Origin of the sequence: Rhodocyclus purpureus (assembly GCF_016653115.1) — a bacterium.
Taxonomy (GTDB): domain Bacteria; phylum Pseudomonadota; class Gammaproteobacteria; order Burkholderiales; family Rhodocyclaceae; genus Rhodocyclus; species Rhodocyclus purpureus.
Map to the genome: position 1 here is coordinate 63,612 of NZ_NHRX01000048.1, position 18,635 is coordinate 82,246.

General features: G+C 59.9%; 8 protein-coding genes. 6 read left to right on the forward strand and 2 right to left on the reverse strand.

Translation table 11 applies throughout. From position 1 onward, the window contains the following. Positions 1–571 precede the first annotated feature (571 nt). Both CCR84_RS09980 and CCR84_RS09985 read left to right on the forward strand, forming a co-directional pair. Positions 572–3,874 carry a DEAD/DEAH box helicase gene (locus CCR84_RS09980; RefSeq protein WP_201211811.1) on the forward strand — a complete coding sequence of 1,101 codons (3,303 nt, stop codon included), beginning with the start codon at positions 572–574 and terminating at the stop codon, positions 3,872–3,874. A gap of 220 nt (positions 3,875–4,094) precedes the next feature. Further along, complete coding sequence (locus tag CCR84_RS09985; RefSeq protein WP_201211813.1) at positions 4,095–5,795, forward strand: IS1634 family transposase; 1,701 nt, start codon at positions 4,095–4,097, stop codon at positions 5,793–5,795. A gap of 207 nt (positions 5,796–6,002) precedes the next feature. Here CCR84_RS09985 and CCR84_RS09990 read toward each other — a convergent pair whose 3' ends face one another. Continuing rightward, positions 6,003–8,381 carry a DUF262 domain-containing protein gene (locus tag CCR84_RS09990; protein WP_201211815.1) on the reverse strand — a complete coding sequence of 793 codons (2,379 nt, stop codon included), beginning with the start codon at positions 8,379–8,381 and terminating at the stop codon, positions 6,003–6,005. Positions 8,382–8,392: 11 nt separating this feature from the next. After that, positions 8,393–10,141, reverse strand: coding sequence for a DUF262 domain-containing protein (locus CCR84_RS09995; RefSeq protein ID WP_201211817.1), 1,749 nt, complete (start codon positions 10,139–10,141; stop codon positions 8,393–8,395). Positions 10,142–10,825: 684 nt separating this feature from the next. Here CCR84_RS09995 and CCR84_RS16505 point away from each other — a divergent pair. The 4 genes from CCR84_RS16505 (at position 10,826) to CCR84_RS10010 (ending at position 18,604) form a co-directional block, all read left to right on the forward strand. Further along, positions 10,826–11,497, forward strand: a complete 672-nt coding sequence (locus tag CCR84_RS16505; protein ID WP_242508655.1) for a class I SAM-dependent methyltransferase — start codon at positions 10,826–10,828, stop codon at positions 11,495–11,497. Next, positions 11,494–14,772, forward strand: a complete 3,279-nt coding sequence (locus CCR84_RS10000; RefSeq protein ID WP_242508656.1) for a DUF3427 domain-containing protein — start codon at positions 11,494–11,496, stop codon at positions 14,770–14,772. The genes CCR84_RS16505 and CCR84_RS10000 overlap by 4 nt, the downstream gene beginning before the upstream one ends. A 159-nt stretch (positions 14,773–14,931) precedes the next feature. Beyond that, the gene (locus CCR84_RS10005; protein WP_201211819.1) at positions 14,932–18,066 is read left to right on the forward strand and encodes a DEAD/DEAH box helicase; all 3,135 of its coding nucleotides are present in this window, start codon (positions 14,932–14,934) and stop codon (positions 18,064–18,066) included. Between the two features lie 37 nt (positions 18,067–18,103). Continuing rightward, positions 18,104–18,604 carry a hemerythrin domain-containing protein gene (locus CCR84_RS10010; RefSeq protein ID WP_201211820.1) on the forward strand — a complete coding sequence of 167 codons (501 nt, stop codon included), beginning with the start codon at positions 18,104–18,106 and terminating at the stop codon, positions 18,602–18,604. Positions 18,605–18,635: the final 31 nt, after the last annotated feature.

Consider the following 18,635-nt stretch of genomic DNA (forward strand, 5'->3'; position numbering starts at 1 on the left):
CGCAGCAACGCCGGCCTGAACAGCGGCCGGCGCTGTCATTCTCAGGGTATGTGAGCATAGTTGGGGGGTGCGCATAGGGGTCGCTATGCAAATCTCTCCATAGCGACCCGTTGCTGTCATTGGTTGCTTCGATGCTCCAACGGCAAGTAACCGAGCGGAGCGGTCGTACCGCTGGCTTGGCCACGGGCAGCAAGTCGGCCATTACGGACATACAGCTGCTGCCGAATGAGTGGCCGGTATTTGCCGGTCAGCAGTCCTTGGAGCCAGCTCGGCGACTAAAGTCTGCTTTCATCTGCCGTGTAGGACGTTACCCGACCCGTTGCGGCCTCTCGGACTACTCGCCCCGGAGCCCCCTGTGCAGCGGTCGCTGTCGTCCGGCATATGTGGCACTGGTTCCTGAATCGCTAAGGAGAGGCGGCAGGCAAGTGCGGCCGTGAGCGGCCCCTCGCTTTCTGCTTGCCTACCCAGAGATTTCGGAATCTGTGTCAGATGGCGGCACCGGTCAATCAACATTCCCCGCAGATAATTAAATATGAGTATCATGCTGAAAACATGACGATGGGGGCAGGTAATGGTTACGGAAGAGGACATCGCCGCGGCAACGCATATTCGTTTGCCAATCAAATTCTCGTATCAGAAGCGAGATGGCGTCATAGATGCTTCGTGCATCGCTCGGGCGAGCGAGGTCCGTGCTGCAACAATCACTCCGCATAGGTCTCGCGGTCCAAATTTCAAGCGGCTCAAAGCGGTCACAGTAGACGGTTCAACCTATGCCGTAGACTTAATCATCAACGGTTTCGATTTCACGGACCTAGCTCCTACAGGTGTGATACGTGGGACAAATTGCGTAGTCGTAGAACGAGTATTGGAGGTCGAGAATGCCCGCTTCAGAGAAGTTGAAGCAAGCCTTGACGAAGGCAATCGGCTCAAGACAAAAGCTCATGCCTCATGGCGGAATGGCATCAACTATGTCTCACAGCTTGATGCGGCCGAGGGCCACGCTGCACGACCTGGGCTACGATCTCCTCAGATCGGCGCACTTCATGCAATCGCAGCGCATTGGAGCCTGAGCAAAGATCCAGCAATCGTTGTGATGCCCACAGGCACTGGAAAGACCGAAGTGATGTTAGCCGTCACAGTCGAGTCGCGCGGTGATCGGATTCTCGTCATAGTGCCTACGGATGCGCTCCGTCAGCAGACTGCAGACAAGTTTCGCGAATATGGGCTTCTCAGGAGACTCGGCATCATTGTTGATATTCAGAATCCCGTGGTAGGCGTGATTACGGGTAAGCCCGAAGCTGCGCAGTTCGACGTGATCCGGACATGTAACATCGTCGTAACGACAATGGCTTCAATCAGCCGAGGTGACGATAACGAGCAAAGGGCATTTGCTGCTCTCTTCAGTGAAGTTTTCTTAGATGAGGCACATCACGCTCAGGCGACAACGTGGAACAAATTCTCGGAATTCTGCGGGCATGCCCGAATGCTTCTTTTCACCGCCACGCCTTTTCGAGAGGATGGCAAGGCGCTCAATGGAAAAATTATTTACAACTACCCGCTCCAACTCGCACAAGAGAACGAGTTTTTTAAGCCGATCCAATTCCTGCAAGTCTTCGAGCCTGACAGCTTGCTGTCAGACGTCAGAATCGCTGAAACGGCAGTGGAAAAGTTGAGAGCTGACCTTGCGAACGGTCTAGACCACATGCTGCTCGCAAGAGCGAACACCATCGGTCAAGCTCAACGCCTCTTTGCAGAGATCTATAGCGCAAAATTTGCGGACCTGAACCCGGTGTTGGTCCACAGTCAAACGCGTGGCAGGGAGCAAGTGCTGCGGAATATCCGACGAGGGTTACACAGGATAGTGATCTGTGTTGACATGTTCGGCGAGGGCTTCGATCTACCGCAACTGAAGGTTGCAGCGCTGCATTCGGTGCACAAGAGCTTGGGCATTACTTTGCAATTCATTGGACGCTTCGCGCGAGCCGCCGAAAATGTTGGGAATGCAAGCTTTGTCGCTAATACGGCAGAAGACGGGGTTCCCGAAGCGCTGGAAGGACTTTATCAGGAGGATGCTGATTGGAACAATCTGCTGTCAGACCTGAGCTACGACGCTATTAATCCGCAGGCTAGATTGTCAGAGTTGGTGGAAAACCTTCAGCCACTTGAGGAGATGACATCCGGGCTGGAGATTTCCACACTGACGATGAAGCCAAAACTGAGCACTGAAGTATTTCGAGTGCCAGACTTCGATCACACCGGGTATCACAAGGCGTTTAGGCCAACTCAATTCATCCACCAGCCCACCTTCAGTCAGCAGGACCAGATGCTGGTCTTAATTGTCAATCAAAAAGACAAGGTTGACTGGACAGACTCACGTGACATCGCTATCGACACATGGGACTTGTTTGTCATCTACTATGATGAGGAACGAAGTCTCCTTTTCATCAACAGTTCGCGGAAGTCCTTCGCCTTAAAGTTGGCGCAGAGCCTGTCCTCCGATCCTCTGTCGGTACGTGACGAGGATGTGTTTCGAGCGTTCAGCAACTTGCGACGGTTGACTCTGCACAGTGTTGGTCTGACTGGCTTGAGCAGGAACGTCAGATACCAGATGTTCGCCGGACTTGATGTTCGCGACGCAATTGATCCTGTTCTACAACAGGACAAGATGAAATCGAACGTCATGGGCGTCGGATACGAAGACGGAAGGAGGGTGAGTGTCGGGTGCTCGCGTAAAGGAAAGATCTGGTCGCTCCAGACCGACTCTCTCGCGGGATGGAGAGATTGGTGCCGTGATCTGGGTGTGAAGTTGTCAAACGAGAACATAGAACCGAATGACTTTCTCAAATACACGTTGATTCCTGAGCTCAGAAAAAGCGGCGTGCTTCCCGATCAACACGCAATGATGGTAGATTGGCCGGAGCAACTATTCGAGTCAGCAAGCTTCAACATCACGGTCGTGCATGGTGAAGACAAATACAGCTTCCATGAATGCCAAATGGATCTGGTGGAATGGGTTCCTGCTGGGCATGCCTTCACCTTTAAGCTGAAGGCTGGCGAAGACGTGGAATGCGTCTTCAGAATGACACTTATCGCTGAAAATTCTATCCATGGGCTGTTCTACTCAATCTCTCGTGTTGAGGGACCTGAAATCAGCATCGAAGCATTCAACAAAGTTCAGCCCGCTATCAGCTTCTTCACTACCAACCCTCCTCTGGTGCGGTTAGCAGATGGCTCGCAACTGTCAGGTGACATATTGCTGAAGCCGCGTGAGGAACTGGCCGAAGTTTTCGACCGTGGTCTGATAGGAAAACTTGCCTGGGGCGAAACGTTACTGAACCAGGAAAGTCGCTGGAAAGGAAATGAGCTTCGCCCCCGATCAATCCAGCAGAAATCCATCGAGCATTTAGAGCAAGGGCCGTCAGCGTTCATCATCGATGACGACGACGCCGGAGAAAGTGCGGACATAGTAGCGATTGAGGAGAGCGAGGACACTATCACTGTCACGCTTTGGCATTGCAAGTATTCCTCCGGTGCAGCTCCAGGCAATCGCGCGAACGACCTTTACGAGGTTTGCGGTCAAGCGCAAAAGTCCGTTAAATGGACTTGGAATTTTTCCAATCTCGTTGCCCACCTAACTGAACGTGAAACCAAGCATCGCGGCGGTCGCCCATCAAGATTCGTGAGGGGAAGTCTGGACAAGTTGATTGTGCTTAGAAAAGCATCTCGGCGCAAGTACGTCGCTTTTAGAGTTGGAATTGTTCAGCCGGGCTTGTCGAAGGTCGGAATTGAAAACGAACACCTCACAATACTGGGGGCGACAAGTCTCTTTCTGCGCACCGTAACCAATCATCCTCTGATGGTGATTGCGAGTTAATGATGATTGGAGCGCATCGGGAATACGAACGATCTACTGTTACGGCAGCAACTTCAGTTCACCCGGGTTCGACAGTTTCGTCATAAAAATGCCGATTTTTGCGGTTTTTCTACGTAGCCATGCGGGTTTGCGGGCCATTTCTCAAAAAGTCGTGTAGTGGCACGTCTTGGGTTTTAAGCCGTTTATTTGACATGGAATAGGGTGCGGGCAAAGTAGGGGCATGTTCATCAAGATCACCCGCTCCGGTTCGCGCCAGTACCTCCAGCTCGTCGAGGCGTTCCGTGACGAGAACGGCAAGTCCAAGCACCGCACGCTGGCGACGCTCGGCCGCCTCGACCAGATCAGCGACGAACTCGATTCGGTTATCTCCGGCCTGCTCAAGCTGACCGGCCGTCCCGACTTCCTGAAGGCTTCCGCGCCACCGTTCGAGTTCGAGTCGGCGCGTGCCCTCGGCAACGTGTGGGCGCTGAACGAGTTGTGGGAAACACTGGGGTTCGGCGAACTGCGCCGGGTGTTTCGCAAGACCCGGCATAGCATCGATGTCGAAGCACTGATCCGCGTCATGGTCTTCAACCGCCTGTGCGACCCGGAATCCAAACTGGGCGTCTTGCGCTGGCTGGAAACCGTTGCCATGCCCGGCATCGAGGTCGAGTCGATCACGCACCAGCATCTGCTACGCAGCATGGATGCCTTGATCGACCACCAAGCCGACGTCGATGCCGTGGTCGCCGGCTTGCTGCGTCCGCTGATCGATCAGGAACTGTCGGTGGTCTTCTACGACATGACGACGATTCGGGCGGAGGGACACTCGAGCGAGGAAGGCGATGTCCGCCACTTCGGTATGGCCAAGGAGGGCTTGATCGCCCGGCAGTTCATGCTCGGCGTCGTGCAGACCGGCGATGGCCTGCCGATTTACCACGAGGTGTTTGCCGGCAACACGGCGGAATCGCCGACCCTGTTGCCGACGCTGAAGACCGTGCTCGAACGCTTTCCGTCGATACGCCGCGTCGTGTTGGTGGCAGACCGGGGCTTGCTGTCGCTGGACAACCTCGATGTCTTGTCCGAAATCCGTCTGGAGAGCGGCAAGCCGCTGGAGTTTGTTCTTGCCGTTCCGGGGCGCCGCTACACCGAGTTCGTCGACCTGCTGCGCCCCTTCCATGACGAACGCTGCGCGGAAGCCAAGCAGGAAATCGTCGGCGAGTTGCCGTGGCTGAAGTTGCGCCTGGTCGTAGCCCACGATCCGCAGGTCGCCAAGGAAACCGGCGCTTTGCGCCGGGAGCGGATTCAGGCGCTGGAAACGCAGGCTGCCGCTTGGGTCGGCAAGCTGGACGCGCAGGACGCCGGCGTCAAAGCACGCGGCAAGAAGCTGTCGGACAGCGGTGCCAAGGCGCGGCTCTATCACGCGGTCAAGGAAGCCCGTCTGGGCAACATCTTCCGCGTCGACCTGAAGAACGAACTGTTCTCCTACGACATCAATGAGGACGCGCTCGTGCTGGCCGAACTGATGGACGGCAAGTTGCTGCTGGTGACCAACACGCCCGACTTGACCGCGCAAGGCGTCGTCGATCGCTACAAGTCGCTCGCCGACATCGAACGCGGCTTCCGCGTGCTGAAGTCCGAAATCGAGATCGGCCCCGTGTTTCATCGCTTGCCCGAGCGGATCAAGGCGCATGCCAGCCTCTGCTTCATCGCCATGATCCTCTATCGCGTCATGCGCCAGAGGCTCCGGAAGGCTGACAGCGATCTGTCGCCGGAACGCGCCCTCGAACAGCTGGAACGAATTCAGCATCATCAAATCCGGATCGACAAGGCGGCGAAGCCCATCAGCGGCATCTCTCGCCTGTCGGACATCCATAACCGTGTCTTTGCCGCCCTGGAACTGAAAAAACCCGTCCAGCCACAGCAACTGTCCCTGCTGTAGTACACGTTTTTGACCCTGTGCTTATAGGAATCAGACACTTACGCGTTTAACTGTCGAACTCGGGAGTTCAGAACCGGTGAGGAATCATCAGTGACGTCCGCCGAAACAGGAAGCGGGGCGATTTCTTGCGCCCACGGCGGGGAGTGGTAATCCGATAATTTGAGGTGAAGGTCCGGAAAAAGTCGGCTGCCGTCCTGCCCCTTGACGCTACAACCCGGCGGTGATCAAGGCCTGGAGCAGTGTGGCGCCCTTCACAATGCGGTCTTCGGTGTCGACACCGTTGCTCTGGGTAACTGCGTAAAGCCACTCGTCCGGCTTGCCCGGGCTCCCCTGACAGCCGAACTGTGCGGCAATCGGCGTGAAGGCGACGTGATGCGTAGAGTCCACTTCAAGCCGCCACCCCGCGTCCACGCTGCGTATGCGAAGCCCGCTTTGGGTAAGCACGAGGTCGCGCGCCTGGTTTTCGTAGCCGGTGAAGTATTGTCTGCCAACCCTCTCTTCTGGGATTGCACTTTGAAGCACCAGAGCCCGCAAGTAGGGATCGCGGTACTCACTGTTGAATTGCCACTTGTCGAGCATGCAGGCCTGGTAGCTGCTGGGACTGAAGGCGTAACGTCCCGATGCGCCTTCGCGCATCGATTCATACTTGACTAGGTAGTAGCGCCAATCCATCACACATGAGGCGAGGTAGCCATTCATCACCCCGGCCAGATCCTGCCCCGCCGCGAGGTCGTCGAGCAAGGCCATAAGCGGCGCCAGGCACGGGTGTTTCTTGCCCTGGACTTCCCGTTTGCCACGCAGAATCGACTGCCACGGCTCCCGATTTTTCGGTGCGCCAAGGTCAAGCACGTGATGATTCGTCCAGCCTCTTTCCGTCCGGCGTCCGTACTCGCCCTTGGCCAGCAAGGCGCCCGTGAGTTCCCGATACGGCGACCGGAATATCCGGGCAAACTGGCTGGCGCGTTGCTGGAATTGCTGTGGCGACTGCGCCGGGTCGAGATCGAATGCTGTGAGCCCGCCGCGCAGCAGTTCGTGATCCTCAAGCGTCCACAGTTCGTTCCGTAGCGCCGGATGCGCCTGCATGAGGGCGGCCTTGGCCTGTTCGTTGGCGACCTGTACCTGATTGAATGTAGAGATATCGCCGAGCGCCCCGCCCTGCATGACGGACTCGACCTCGGCCAGCAGTGCGGGCATGGTGTTGCGTGTGGCGTCGGTACGAATCTCCTCCCCGGAGGCCTCGATCAGGTTGCGCAGCAGGCGCAGGCGGCAGCGCAGCGCTTCCTCATCAACCTTGCCGATGAAAGCGCAGATCACGCCATGGAACAGCAGGGTATGCGCCGGATTCCAGGCACCCGTGCCGTACAGCTCGCAACAGGCACGAAACATGTCGACGCCGATGATCTTCGCGTCGAAATTGTCGAAATTGAATACGCGCAGGGTCGACGTGGCGGGGGCTTCTTCACGGGTGAACAAGCGCTCGAACTCCTGCTTGATGTCCCTGGGACTGAGGACTCCATTGCTGTCGGCAAGCATCCACACATTCAGGGCCTGCGTGATCCCGTCTAGACGAGCTTGCGCCCCAGCTTGCCCGGAGCCCAGCAAGGCCTCCGACAACTCGGAAAGGGCCGCCGCGTCCGACTTGCGCAGATCGACCAACCTGCCCGATTTCCATGCCTGTACCTCGATTAGAAAGCGTAGGTAGCGCATGAACTCCTCGTCGATCAGGGTGTTGTTGCCCCGGTAGCCCCAGAACAGGTCGGCCCAATCGGTATCCATCTGGCGCGAGAACAGTGAAACTTTTTCCGGGGGGATGTCCTGGTTCTTGCCCAGCAGCTCTTCCAGTTCGGCCTTGAAGTTTTCAAAATCGGTGAGCGACTTGCCGCGCGAGTTCATCTTTACGTAGAGCGCCTCGCCCTGGTCCTGCGCCGTGATCGGCAACAGGTGAAAGCGGATCGCCGGGTCGGTTGAATCGGTCAGTCGCGTCCATGCTTGTTTCAGGGCTGCGCCGCGGACTTCCGCGCCGGAGTACGCCCTGGAATTCCAGTATTGTTTGTGGAGGGTATCGAGTACCACCAGCATGCCCTGTATCGTCGGGTCGTGCTTCCAGGTGGGCAGGTACTTCGTCTGGTCGATCAGCCATTCGGAAATCGGCTGCGGGCTCAGCTGTGGCCGCACCTCGGTGAGAAATTCGCAGAACGCGCGCGCGCCCGGGCGGGTGGCGTAGCTGAAGGCATGCCAGGGCGCGGCTGTGCCGGGCTCGCCGTCGACATGCCATGACAGATAGCAGTGCAGCAAAAATAAGGTGGTGAGGCGCTGCTGTCCGTCCAGCGGATACAAGATGTCATCGACCACATGGCCAAAGACGAAATCGAGATCGAGGGTTCGGGATGAGTCGCCAAGCGTGTGGCACAGCTCGCTAATGAACCGCTCGCGTATGTGCTCGACTTCACTGCTCTTGCGGCCTTGCGCGTAATCGCGCTGAATCAGCGGAATTTCGATGGCCTTGAGCTGTACCGCGGTAAACAGTTGGCTGAAACCGGTGTGGACGGAAGCAATGCCCTGCGGGCCGGATGATTGTGCAGTCATGGTGGCCATCCTCAACTCAAGTACGGGGCAAGTTTGTCCTCGATCGCCTGGAGATAGGCCGCCTTGTCTTCGGGACCCCAGAAGTGCGGCTGCAGCGCCCCCGCTTTCGAGTAGTACTTGAGAAATACATGACGCGTCGCCAGCGGCACATAGATCCCGCCTTTATCCCATTCCAGGACCATTTGTCGCTTGACTTCGAATACGGCGTTGTTCAGCGCGGCGTTGTCGTCACGGGACAGCAAAGCGAGGTTGGCCAGTGTGTGGTCCGCCTCGCCGGCGCGGTCGCTCGGGCTCAGATGTGCCTCGATGCGCGCGCTCAGTCCCCTGAAGTGGTCGCCAAAACGGTCACTGTCGAGCTTGCCGAGTGCGTCTTCGATCTCGGCAATGTATCTCTGACAGTCCTCCGTAGCTGGGAGCGACTTGAGCGTTCCCCTGTATAGCTTCAGCCAGGATTCCCACTGATCCTTGCGGGTCAGCTCTTGGGCATTTTGGGCATGGATGTGCTCAAGTGACCAGTGTTCGCCTACATGCCCCTTGAAAGGAAAGCGTTCTCGACTGCACATTACATTGAAGAGCAGGAGCAGGTTTTCCAGCTTGGTGTTGCCACTGTCGCCGTAGCTCAGGATCTTGTCCTTGGCATCCCTGCCGTCCCTCAGGGAATCTTTCCTGACATCGAGCCGGCGCTTGATTTCCCCGTCCAGAAAGCTATTGAACGCGCTTCTGGTCTTCTTTTTTGCCCAGCCCAGGATGGCACCGAAGGGGACGCCGATGAACACCAGAAAGCCAATCTTGTTGTGTTGGTCAACATCTTCGAACCAGCCCAGGATGCGCGCGTGCAGGGCCACCACCCCCTTCCAAAATTCTCCCGGATCGGCCCTGACCTTGTCGACCAGGGTGTCGAAGGTGTGAAACTGCGGGCGCTTCTTCTCCCCGGCCGGTCGCTCATTTTCCGCCAAGGTATCGAGCAGCAGGCTGATCCGCGTCGCATACCGGTCGCCGCCGGGCTTGACGCGGCCAGCGACAAAAGCCCAGATCTCCTCCCGCTGCAAATCGCGCTCGATACCATCCCACTGCGCGGCGATCTCGTTTTCTCGTCCCGCAATACTCCGGGCACTCAGCAAAACGGCCTTCAGCAGTTCGGCATCGGTGAGTGGTATCCGCCCCCGGTTCAGGCGGGTAAAGATCGGGATGGGCGCTTCGTCGGCGGGCACCTCGTACCAGATGACGCGCACCAAAGTCGAAAGATAGGTGTAGATTTGAAGGACATTGTTTTCCCAGGTCTGCTCGTTTTCGGTATCAGGTTCGAACCATTCCTTGATGGCCTCGTGCGCCTTTCTGAGGTGGAAATAGTCGATGTTCTCCTTTGCCTGTTCGACGTCCAGAGTTTTCAGGTAGTCCCGGCTGCCGCGGCGGGTTTCATAGTCCAGATCAAAAACGGCCCCGGAACGGCGGTAACCGCCCTGTTGCATGAAGTTGAAAATCAGCCACAGCGTGGTCAGCCGCTGCTGCCCGTCGATCAGTTCCCAGTTGCCGCCGTCCCGCGGCTTTACCACGATCGGCTGGAGACTGTAGTACTCGTCCTTCCTGCTTCTGGCACCTTCCTTAAGGTCGTCAAGCAGTTTGCGCACTTCGACCTCGGTCCAGCGGTACCCGCGCTGGTAGGCCGGGATAAAAAAGGTTCCCGTCAGTCCCTGGTTCTGCTCTTTGCTGACCGGGTCCTGGCCAAAACCGACCGGTTTGTATTCCAGTTTGGAATCCATCTTCTCAATGCTCGCTTGAATCCATCGGTGTTTTCCACGCCCGTGTCACTGCCGCGCCGAAGCCCCTCAGCCGCCAGTCCAGCATGGCACTGACCACCACCTTGGCGGTGATTTCCTGTGTCCCATCCGGTAGTTTCTGTATTAGAAGTTGTAAAAGTCTAGGCGCACTACTGGGGAGCCAGCTACCCCTCAGTGCGACTACTTCGCTCAGAAACCTGCAACTGGTGGAACTTCGAGACAGTGAATGTCTCTTCAGGGTCGGTTCCAGGCGGCACTCGGTCGAGAAAGCTGCCGTTCAGCCTTGAAGTAGGTTGGGCGGCAGCTGACTGCCTCATAGCTTCCACTCCTTCCGCCGAACATGAACGTCCGCTCCGGCCGAGTAGTGTGAATTGGCCGTCCGGCCGCTTCCGCAGTATAGTCGTCGTTCAAGTGGCAGCTTTCCCGGTGCATTGAACGACGGCAACTGGCCGTTAGCGGATGTTAGCATAATGATGTGCGGCTGAAATGCCAAGTCAGCCATGCGAATAGGGTGGCGGCGCCCGGAACGGCAGCGACCTGAGTAGAGCAGCCACCGGAATGACAGTCCAGCCGCGAGGGTGAGCGACAGCTCCTGGCCGCAAGCGGCAGTCAGAAACGCACTCCAGGCGGCGGCGCTGCCGTTATCCAAACCATCGCTGAGTGGTGTTGGCCGCCGCCGTTCCCGCCTCGCCTCCACCGCTCCGACCTGGTAACCTCCCGTCATCCACTCGTTTCAGCAGCCTGATGACAGCCACCGTCGCCCATTACGAGCGCAATGCCGCGCGTTTCGTCGAATCGACGATCGAAGTTGATATGTCCGCATTGCATGCGCGTTTCCTGGCGCAAGTGCCCGATGGCGGCCTGATCCTCGACGCCGGCTGCGGTTCGGGGCGCGACAGCAAGGCTTTTCTTTCGGCCGGATACCGGGTCCGCGCCTTCGACGCTTCTGCGAACATCGCTCGACTGGCCAGCGAATTCCTGCAGCAGCCGGTCGAGGTCCTCTCCTTCGCCGAATTCTCCGAACGTTCCCGCTACGACGGCATCTGGGCCTGCGCTAGCCTGCTGCATCTGCGCGAGGCCGAACTTCCGGACGCGTTCGCGCGCCTGTGGGCCGGTCTGAAGCCCGGCGGCGTGCTCTACGCGAGCTTCAAGCTCGGCAGCGGCGAACGCGATGACGGCGAGCGGCATTTCACCGACGCCGATGAGGAGAGGTTGCAGCATTGGCTCGACGGCCTGGCCGACATCGAGAGCATCGAGTTCTGGCGCAGCGAGGACCGGCGTCCCGAGCGCTCCGAAACCTGGCTCAACACGCTGGTGAAGCGCGGGTCGCTCGCATGACCCGCAAGCTGATCACCGGCGAGAAGCAGTCGCCTTTCCTGCCGCAGCTGCGTCAGGCGATCGCGCAAGCCACGGAAATCGATCTCGCCGTGTCCTTCGTCAAGACGGCCGGCTTCCGGCTGCTGCTGCCCGATCTCAAAGCCGCACTGGGCATCGACGAGCCGCGCGCGCTGCCGCCGGCCCGGCTCAGAGTCGTCACCAGCGACTACCTCGGCATCACCGATCCGGAAGCGCTGCGTCTGTTGCTGCTGTTGCAGGAGCAGGGGGCGTCGGTGCGCGTCTTCGAAGCCGGCAGCACCAGTTTTCACATGAAGGCCTACCTGTTCGCGCATTTCACTGAGCATCGCGACCTGCACGGCACGGCCTTCATCGGATCGAGCAACATCAGCCGGCAGGCGCTGACCGACGGCCTGGAGTGGAATTACCGGATCGACTATCCCGCCGACGATGGCTTCCTCGAAGCGCGTGCCCGCTTCGAGGAACTGTTCCGGGACCCGCGAACCGTTGCGCTCAGCGATGCCTGGATCGACCGTTACGAAGAGCGCCGCGTGCCACCACCGCGCGCGCTGGCGCCAGGCAGCGACGAGACCGAAGCACCACCGACGCCCACCCCGATTCAGCGCGACGCCTTGCTGGCGCTCGCCACCACCCGTCGCGAGGGCTACCGCCGCGGCCTGGTCGTACTCGCCACCGGTCTCGGCAAAACCTGGCTCGCCGCCTTCGATGCCCAGCAGCTCGGCGCGCGCCGCGTCCTGTTCGTCGCGCATCGCGAGGAGATCCTGAACCAGGCGGCTGAAACCTTCGTGCGCATCCGGCCGCGTGCGCGCGTCGGCTTCTACATGGGTCAGCTGCGCGACGCCCAGGTCGATATCCTCTGCGCGTCGGTGCAGACGCTCGGACGCGCCGAGCACCTCGAACGCTTCTCGCCGCAGCACTTCGATTACGTCGTGATCGACGAATTCCACCACGCCGCCGCGCCGACCTATCGCCGGCTGCTCGCCCATTTCGCGCCGCAGTTCCTGCTCGGTCTGACCGCCACGCCCGACCGCACCGACCAGTCCGACATCCTGTCGCTGTGCGACGACAACCTGGTCTTCAATCGCAACCTGTTTGCCGGCGTCGAAGCCGGCCTGCTGGCGCCGTTCCACTATTACGGCATCTGGGACGAATCAGTCGATTACAAGGAGATTCCCTGGCGTAGCGGCCGCTTCGACCCCGAACAGCTGTCGAACAAGCTCGCGACCCTGGCGCGTGCGCGTCATGCCTTGCGCCAGTGGCGTAGCCGCGCGCAGCGCCGCACCCTGGCGTTCTGCGTGTCGACCCGTCACGCCGATTTCATGGCCGAGCAGTTTGCGCGCGAGGGCGTCAGAGCGGCTGCCGTGTACGCCGGTTCGGTGCTGTCCCGCGGCGAAGCGCTCGAACGCCTCGCCGACGGCGCTCTTCAGGTGGTGTTTTCCGTCGATCTCTTCAACGAAGGCGTCGACTTGCCGCTGATCGACACGGTGCTGATGCTGCGCCCGACCGAGTCGAGCATCCTCTTCCTGCAGCAACTCGGTCGCGGTCTGCGCAAGGCCGAGGGTAAGGAGCGACTGGTGGTGCTCGACTTCATCGGCAATCACCACAGCTTCCTGCACAAGCCGCAAGCGCTGGCGCAGTCGGGCGCCAGCTACCGGCAACTGGCCGAATTCGCGCGCAAGGTCGAGACGCAGCGGCTGCAACTGCCGCGCGGGTGTTTCATCAATTACGACCTCCAACTGATCGACTTCCTCAAGTCGCTCGACAGCGACGGCGTCGCCAAGGAATACGCCGCGCTGCGTGACGGTCTCGGCCGTCGTCCGAGCCTGGCCGAGTTCTACCGCTCGGGCGCAAACCTTAAGCGCGTCCGTGACGGATACGGCAGTTGGTTCGAGTTGGTGCTGGCGATGGGAGACCTGGACGAGGATGAGCAGGCCATCCTCGCCGCCCATCGCGACTTCCTGCGCGAGGTGGAAACCAGCGCCATTAATAAGAGCTTCAGGATGGTCCTGCTCGAAGCGCTGCAGGAACTCGACGGCTGGAGCACAGCACCGAGCATGAGCCGCCTCGCCGAACAATCGTGGACGGTGTTGCAGCGCCGCCGTCCGCTGCTCGCCGATCTGCCGGAAGACATGCTCGCTTTGCCCGACGGCAGCGGCGACAAGTGGCTGCGCTACTGGCAGAAAAATCCGATCAATGCCTGGATCGGCGGCAATAAGTCGGCTGACGCGCGAAGCTTCTTCCGCGTGGTCGAGCAAAGATTCGAACCCGTCTTCACCGTCCCGGCCGAGCAGCGTGAACGCTTCGCCGCCATGGTGCAGGAGCTGGTCGATTATCGACTGGCCGCCTACGAAGTCCGTCGCGGTTCCTCGACCTTGCCGGATAACGTCGTCCCCTTCAAGCGCCCGGCGCCCGAGCGCAGCGAGCTCCCGTACTTCCCGAACCTGAAGATCGCCTGCGGCCATTTCCGCACCGCGAGCGCCGACGCCGAGGAGTTCCGCAGCCTGGGTGCCGGCTACGGTCGTCTCGACCCCGCTCGCCATTTCATCGCCCGCGCCTCAGGCAACTCGATGAACGGCGGCAAGAAGCCGATCCGGGATGGCGACTACCTGCTACTCGAACTGCTGGGTGCCGGTAACGCGGGCTCGATCACCGGCAGCGTCATGGCGATCGAACGTCAGGATCAAAGCGGCGACGACCAGTACCTGCTGCGCGAGGCCAACAAGAAACGCGACGGCAGTTACGTGCTCGTCGCCCACAATCCCGAGTACGAAGACATCGTGGTCACGCCCGAACTGGCTGGCGAGCTGCGTACGCTGGCCAAGCTGAAGGCGGTCATCGATCCGCTCGAACTCGCCGTCGGTGAGTCGTTCATGCGCGAGGACATTCCCCCGCTCTTCGGCGAAACCTTCAACCCGGGCAACTGGAACTCCGGCCACGTCGTTCTGCCCGACGTGAAAGCACAGGTTCTGCTCGTCACGCTCAACAAGCAGGGCAAGGACGTCGATCACCGTTATCTCGATCACTGGATCCACGAAAGCACATTCCACTGGCAAAGCCAGAATTCGACGACACCGGAGAGCAAGCGCGGTCGGGAGATCATCGATCACGCGCGGCTGGGCATTTCGCTGCATCTCTTCGTGCGCGAAGCTAAGCTGGCGGGCGGCAAGGCCGCGCCCTTCGTCTACCACGGGAAAGTGCGCTATCGGAGCCATACCGGAAGTGCGCCGATGAGCGTGGTGTTCGATCTGGCGGGGTGAGGGCGACTTACTCACGGAAGCGGTCGCGCTTCGTCAGTTCCTGTTGCCAGCGGCGCTTGCGATGCAATGCGACTTGAATTTGTCCAGGCAAGGGCTCGCCGGTAGAATCGATCGTCATCAATAAGCAAGCGTCCGCGGGCAGCGGGGACGAACCACGACATGGCATTGCCTGACGGACTCTACGACCAGCTACTGACAAAGACGCTTTGGGATGTCATCGCAGAGAGCGCTGACGAGGCAGGCCGTACGCTCAAACCGCTGACGGCGGAAGACGCCCCTGAGCGTTTAGCCGACGCGCTGGCAGCCCAGTTGTCTCGCATACTGGACGACCTGCAAGGCGAGGGCGCGGAGAAGCTGCGCCATCAGCTGGACCTGGTCAATTTCATTCTCGTCAGTCTGCGTCGTCGCCTTGGCAATCGCGCTGAAGATGCCGATGTTCTCTCCTCTCCCGCGCAGATCCTGCAGGCCATCCATCGCCAGTCTTCCCCGCCGGTACCTCCGGAGACCGGTCTGGCGGCGCCGTGGCTGTTCACTGCCGGCAAAGGTTCGCCCTCGCTGCTGAGCGAGCTGCGCCGAGAGCTGTCGAGCTGCGATCAGGTCGATATTCTGGTCAGCTTCATCACCCATTCCGGCGTGCGCAAGCTGCTCGACATTCTGCGGTCGATAACCGCTGTCGGTGCCGGTGGCCAGCCGCGAACGCGAATTCGCGTCCTCACCACCACCTACACCGGCGCCACGGAAATCCTGGCGCTCGACGAGCTGGCCAGCCTTCCCGGTTGCGAGATTCGCATCTCGCTCGACGGTCGCCGCACCCGATTGCATGCCAAGGCCTGGCTGTTCCGGCGGCGGACGGGCTTTGGCTCCGCTTACGTCGGCAGTGCCAATTTGTCGGGGGCCGCGTTGATGGGTGGCCTGGAATGGACGGTGAAGTTCACCGAGCGTGGCCAGACCGAGCTTTTCGAGCGTGCCAGCGCCCATTTCGAGACGCTTTGGGAGGACAGCGAGTTTCAAGGCTACGACCCCGCTAACGCGGCACATCGTTTGGCGCTGGGAGAAGCCTTGAAGCGCGAATCCGGAGACGAGATCCTCGCTCGGCCGACCTATTTCGATCTTGAGCCGAAGCCCTATCAGCAGGAGATGCTCGACCAGTTGCAACTCGAGCGCGATCACGGACGCTGGCGCAACCTGGTGGTTGCTGCGACGGGGACGGGCAAGACCGTCGTTGCGGCCTTCGACTACAAGGATCTCTGCCTACGGGAGGGCGGACGGCCGCGGCTGCTGTTTGTTGCGCACCGGGAAGAAATCCTGAAACAGGCGCTGCGCACCTATCGCGAGGTGCTGCGCGACCATTCCTTCGGTGACTTGTTGGTCGGTGGTAGCGAACCGCAAGGATTCGATCACCTCTTTGCTTCGATCGACAGCGTCGTGAGCCGTGATCTGCTGGCGCGCTGGGGGGCGAATCACTGGTATGTTGTGGTGGTCGATGAATGCCACCGGCTGGCGGCCGATTGGTTCGACGCTTTTGTCACGGCCGTCAGGCCGCGGCTACTGCTGGGTCTGACGGCGACCCCGGAGCGTAGCGATGGCAAATCGATCCTCGGCTACTTTGATTGCCGGCCTGATGGGGCGCCGGCGGTCGAACTCCGGCTTTGGCACGCGCTCGATCAGCAACTCTTGAGCCCCTTCGAGTATTACGCCTGCGACGACGAGACCGATTTTTCCGAAGTTCCATGGCAGCAGTCGGGAGAACGGGACGCCATCGACAATCTGGTCACGGGCAACGAGGTACGCGCTCGGCTGGTGCTCAACGAATGGCGTCGGCTGGCGGGCGATCCAAAACGAGGACGTGCGCTTGTTTTTTGCGTCTCCGTCGCTCACGCCAAGTACATGACCGACCGGCTGAATCGTGCTGACATCAAAGCGTTGTGCGTCGTGGGCGACACCCCCGAGGACGAACGGCGGCGCGCACCGGAGATGCTGGCGCGCGGTGAAGTGGCTGCACTGGTGACTTGCGACCTTTACAACGAGGGCGTGGACCTGCCGCTAGTCGACACCTTGCTGCTGCTGCGACCAACACAGAGCCCGGTGCTATTCCAGCAGCAGATCGGTCGTGGACTGCGTCTGGCCAAGGGGAAGGAAAGCTGTCTGGTGCTCGATTTCGTCGGTCGCCATCGGCAGGAATTTCGCTTCGATTCCCTCCTGGCCACGATCACCGGTTTCTCGCGCAGTCAGTTGATCGAGGCGGTGGATAAGGGCTTCGGCACCTTGCCACCGGGTTGTCATATCCATCTGCAGCAGCAGACGCGCGAACAGGTACTGCGCAGCCTGAGAAGGCTGGTACAGCAGAACTGGCGACGGCTGCGGACCGAGTTGCAAGCCTATGCGGCCTTGCGCGGGCGCAGCAACATCCGGCTGGCCAGTTTTCTGCGCGAGCAGGCCATCGAAATCGACGACATTTACCGCAGCAGCGGCCGCTCCGGGTGGACCAACCTGAAGCGTGACGCCGGCCTGCTGACGACCTCGCCGGGGAACGAGGACGATTATTTCGGACGGCGCTTTGGTGACCTGCTGCATATGGACGATCCGGCGCGCACTGAGCTGTTGCTCAAGGTCGCCGAACCGACGACGACTTATCAGCCAAAAGACGAAGGCGAACGCCGCTTGCTGCAGATGTTCAGCTACCAGGTTGACGCGCAGCACCACCAGACCGGAAGCGGACAAGACTTCCTGAAGCGCTTGCTGGCTCACCCTGAGCATCGCGCCGAACTCGCCGAGATCGGGGAAGTGCTGCAAGCAAGGAGCACTTTGCGGCAGCAGGCGCTTCCTGGGCTGGAAGATGTTCCGCTGTGCCTGCATGGCGCTTACGGCATCCGCGAAATCTTGACCGCCGTCGGTTGGCTGACGGCTACCCGGCGCACGCCTTTTCAGGCAGGCGTTCTGGCGCTAAAAGATCGCAAGGTCGAACTGCTCTTCGTGACCCTCGACAAACGCGAGGGCTATCACGAAAAGATCGCTTATCACGATTACGCCATCAGCGCCGAGCTCTTCCATTGGCAGTCGCAGAACACGGCGGGTCCGCATACCGCGGCGGGCCGCCGCTATCTGGAAAGTCCCGAGAACGGCTGGAGCTTCCAGCTTTTTGTTCGTACGGCCAAAGGTGCTCCCTATCGTGCCTGTGGTCCGCTCAAGCTGGAGAAGGCTGAAGGAGTGAAACCTATGACGATATACTGGCGACTGGCCGTGCCTCTGCCGAGCCGCTTGTTCCGGGAATTCAGCATCCTCCGAGGAGCCTAGTGTTCGTTCGCACAGCGGCCACCCCGCTTCACACGCTATGCTGAAGCTATCCCTGCAGTTGCCTATAAAGGGCGATCGCGCCGGTTTCGCGCCTGCACGCGTTGCCGTCTATCAACTGCCAAGATCGATGATGAACGAGAAGAAGATGTCACCGTGTCACGGCGCCTTGAGCGTCGGCAACGTGTTGATCGACGATCAGCACGAGCGGATCTTCAATCTGAGCGAGGAGATCGCCGGCTGGGTGCGCAGCGAACTGACCGCCTGCCGGCAGTTTCGTGACTTGCTTGTCGAGTTGGAGAAGCTCGTCGCCGAGCACTTCGCGAGCGAGGAAGAGATCATGGAGCGGAACTACTACCCGCGGCTGGCGGCGCACCGCGCGGCGCACGCGGCGATCCTCGCCCGCCTGCGCGCGGTCGTCGCCGAGGATGCGCTGGGCAAGGTCGACCGCGACGGCCTGCTGCAACTCCTGATGACGCTGGTTCAGACGCATGTGATCAGAATGGACATGGCGGCCAGGGAGTATCTGGCGGAGTTTTGAGGGGGGGGCGCGCGAACGATCGTAGCGAGTC

Excerpts from the sequence above, each read along its gene's own strand:
- CCR84_RS09980 (WP_201211811.1), top strand. The coding sequence starts at position 572 with ATGGTTACGGAAGAGGACATCGCCGCGGCAACGCATATTCGTTTGCCA.
- CCR84_RS09990 (WP_201211815.1), bottom strand. The coding sequence starts at position 8,381 with ATGACTGCACAATCATCCGGCCCGCAGGGCATTGCTTCCGTCCACACC.
- CCR84_RS10005 (WP_201211819.1), top strand. The coding sequence starts at position 14,932 with ATGGCATTGCCTGACGGACTCTACGACCAGCTACTGACAAAGACGCTT.
- CCR84_RS09995 (WP_201211817.1), bottom strand. The coding sequence starts at position 10,141 with ATGGATTCCAAACTGGAATACAAACCGGTCGGTTTTGGCCAGGACCCG.
- CCR84_RS10010 (WP_201211820.1), top strand. The coding sequence starts at position 18,104 with ATGCTGAAGCTATCCCTGCAGTTGCCTATAAAGGGCGATCGCGCCGGT.
- CCR84_RS10000 (WP_242508656.1), top strand. The coding sequence starts at position 11,494 with ATGACCCGCAAGCTGATCACCGGCGAGAAGCAGTCGCCTTTCCTGCCG.
- CCR84_RS09985 (WP_201211813.1), top strand. The coding sequence starts at position 4,095 with ATGTTCATCAAGATCACCCGCTCCGGTTCGCGCCAGTACCTCCAGCTC.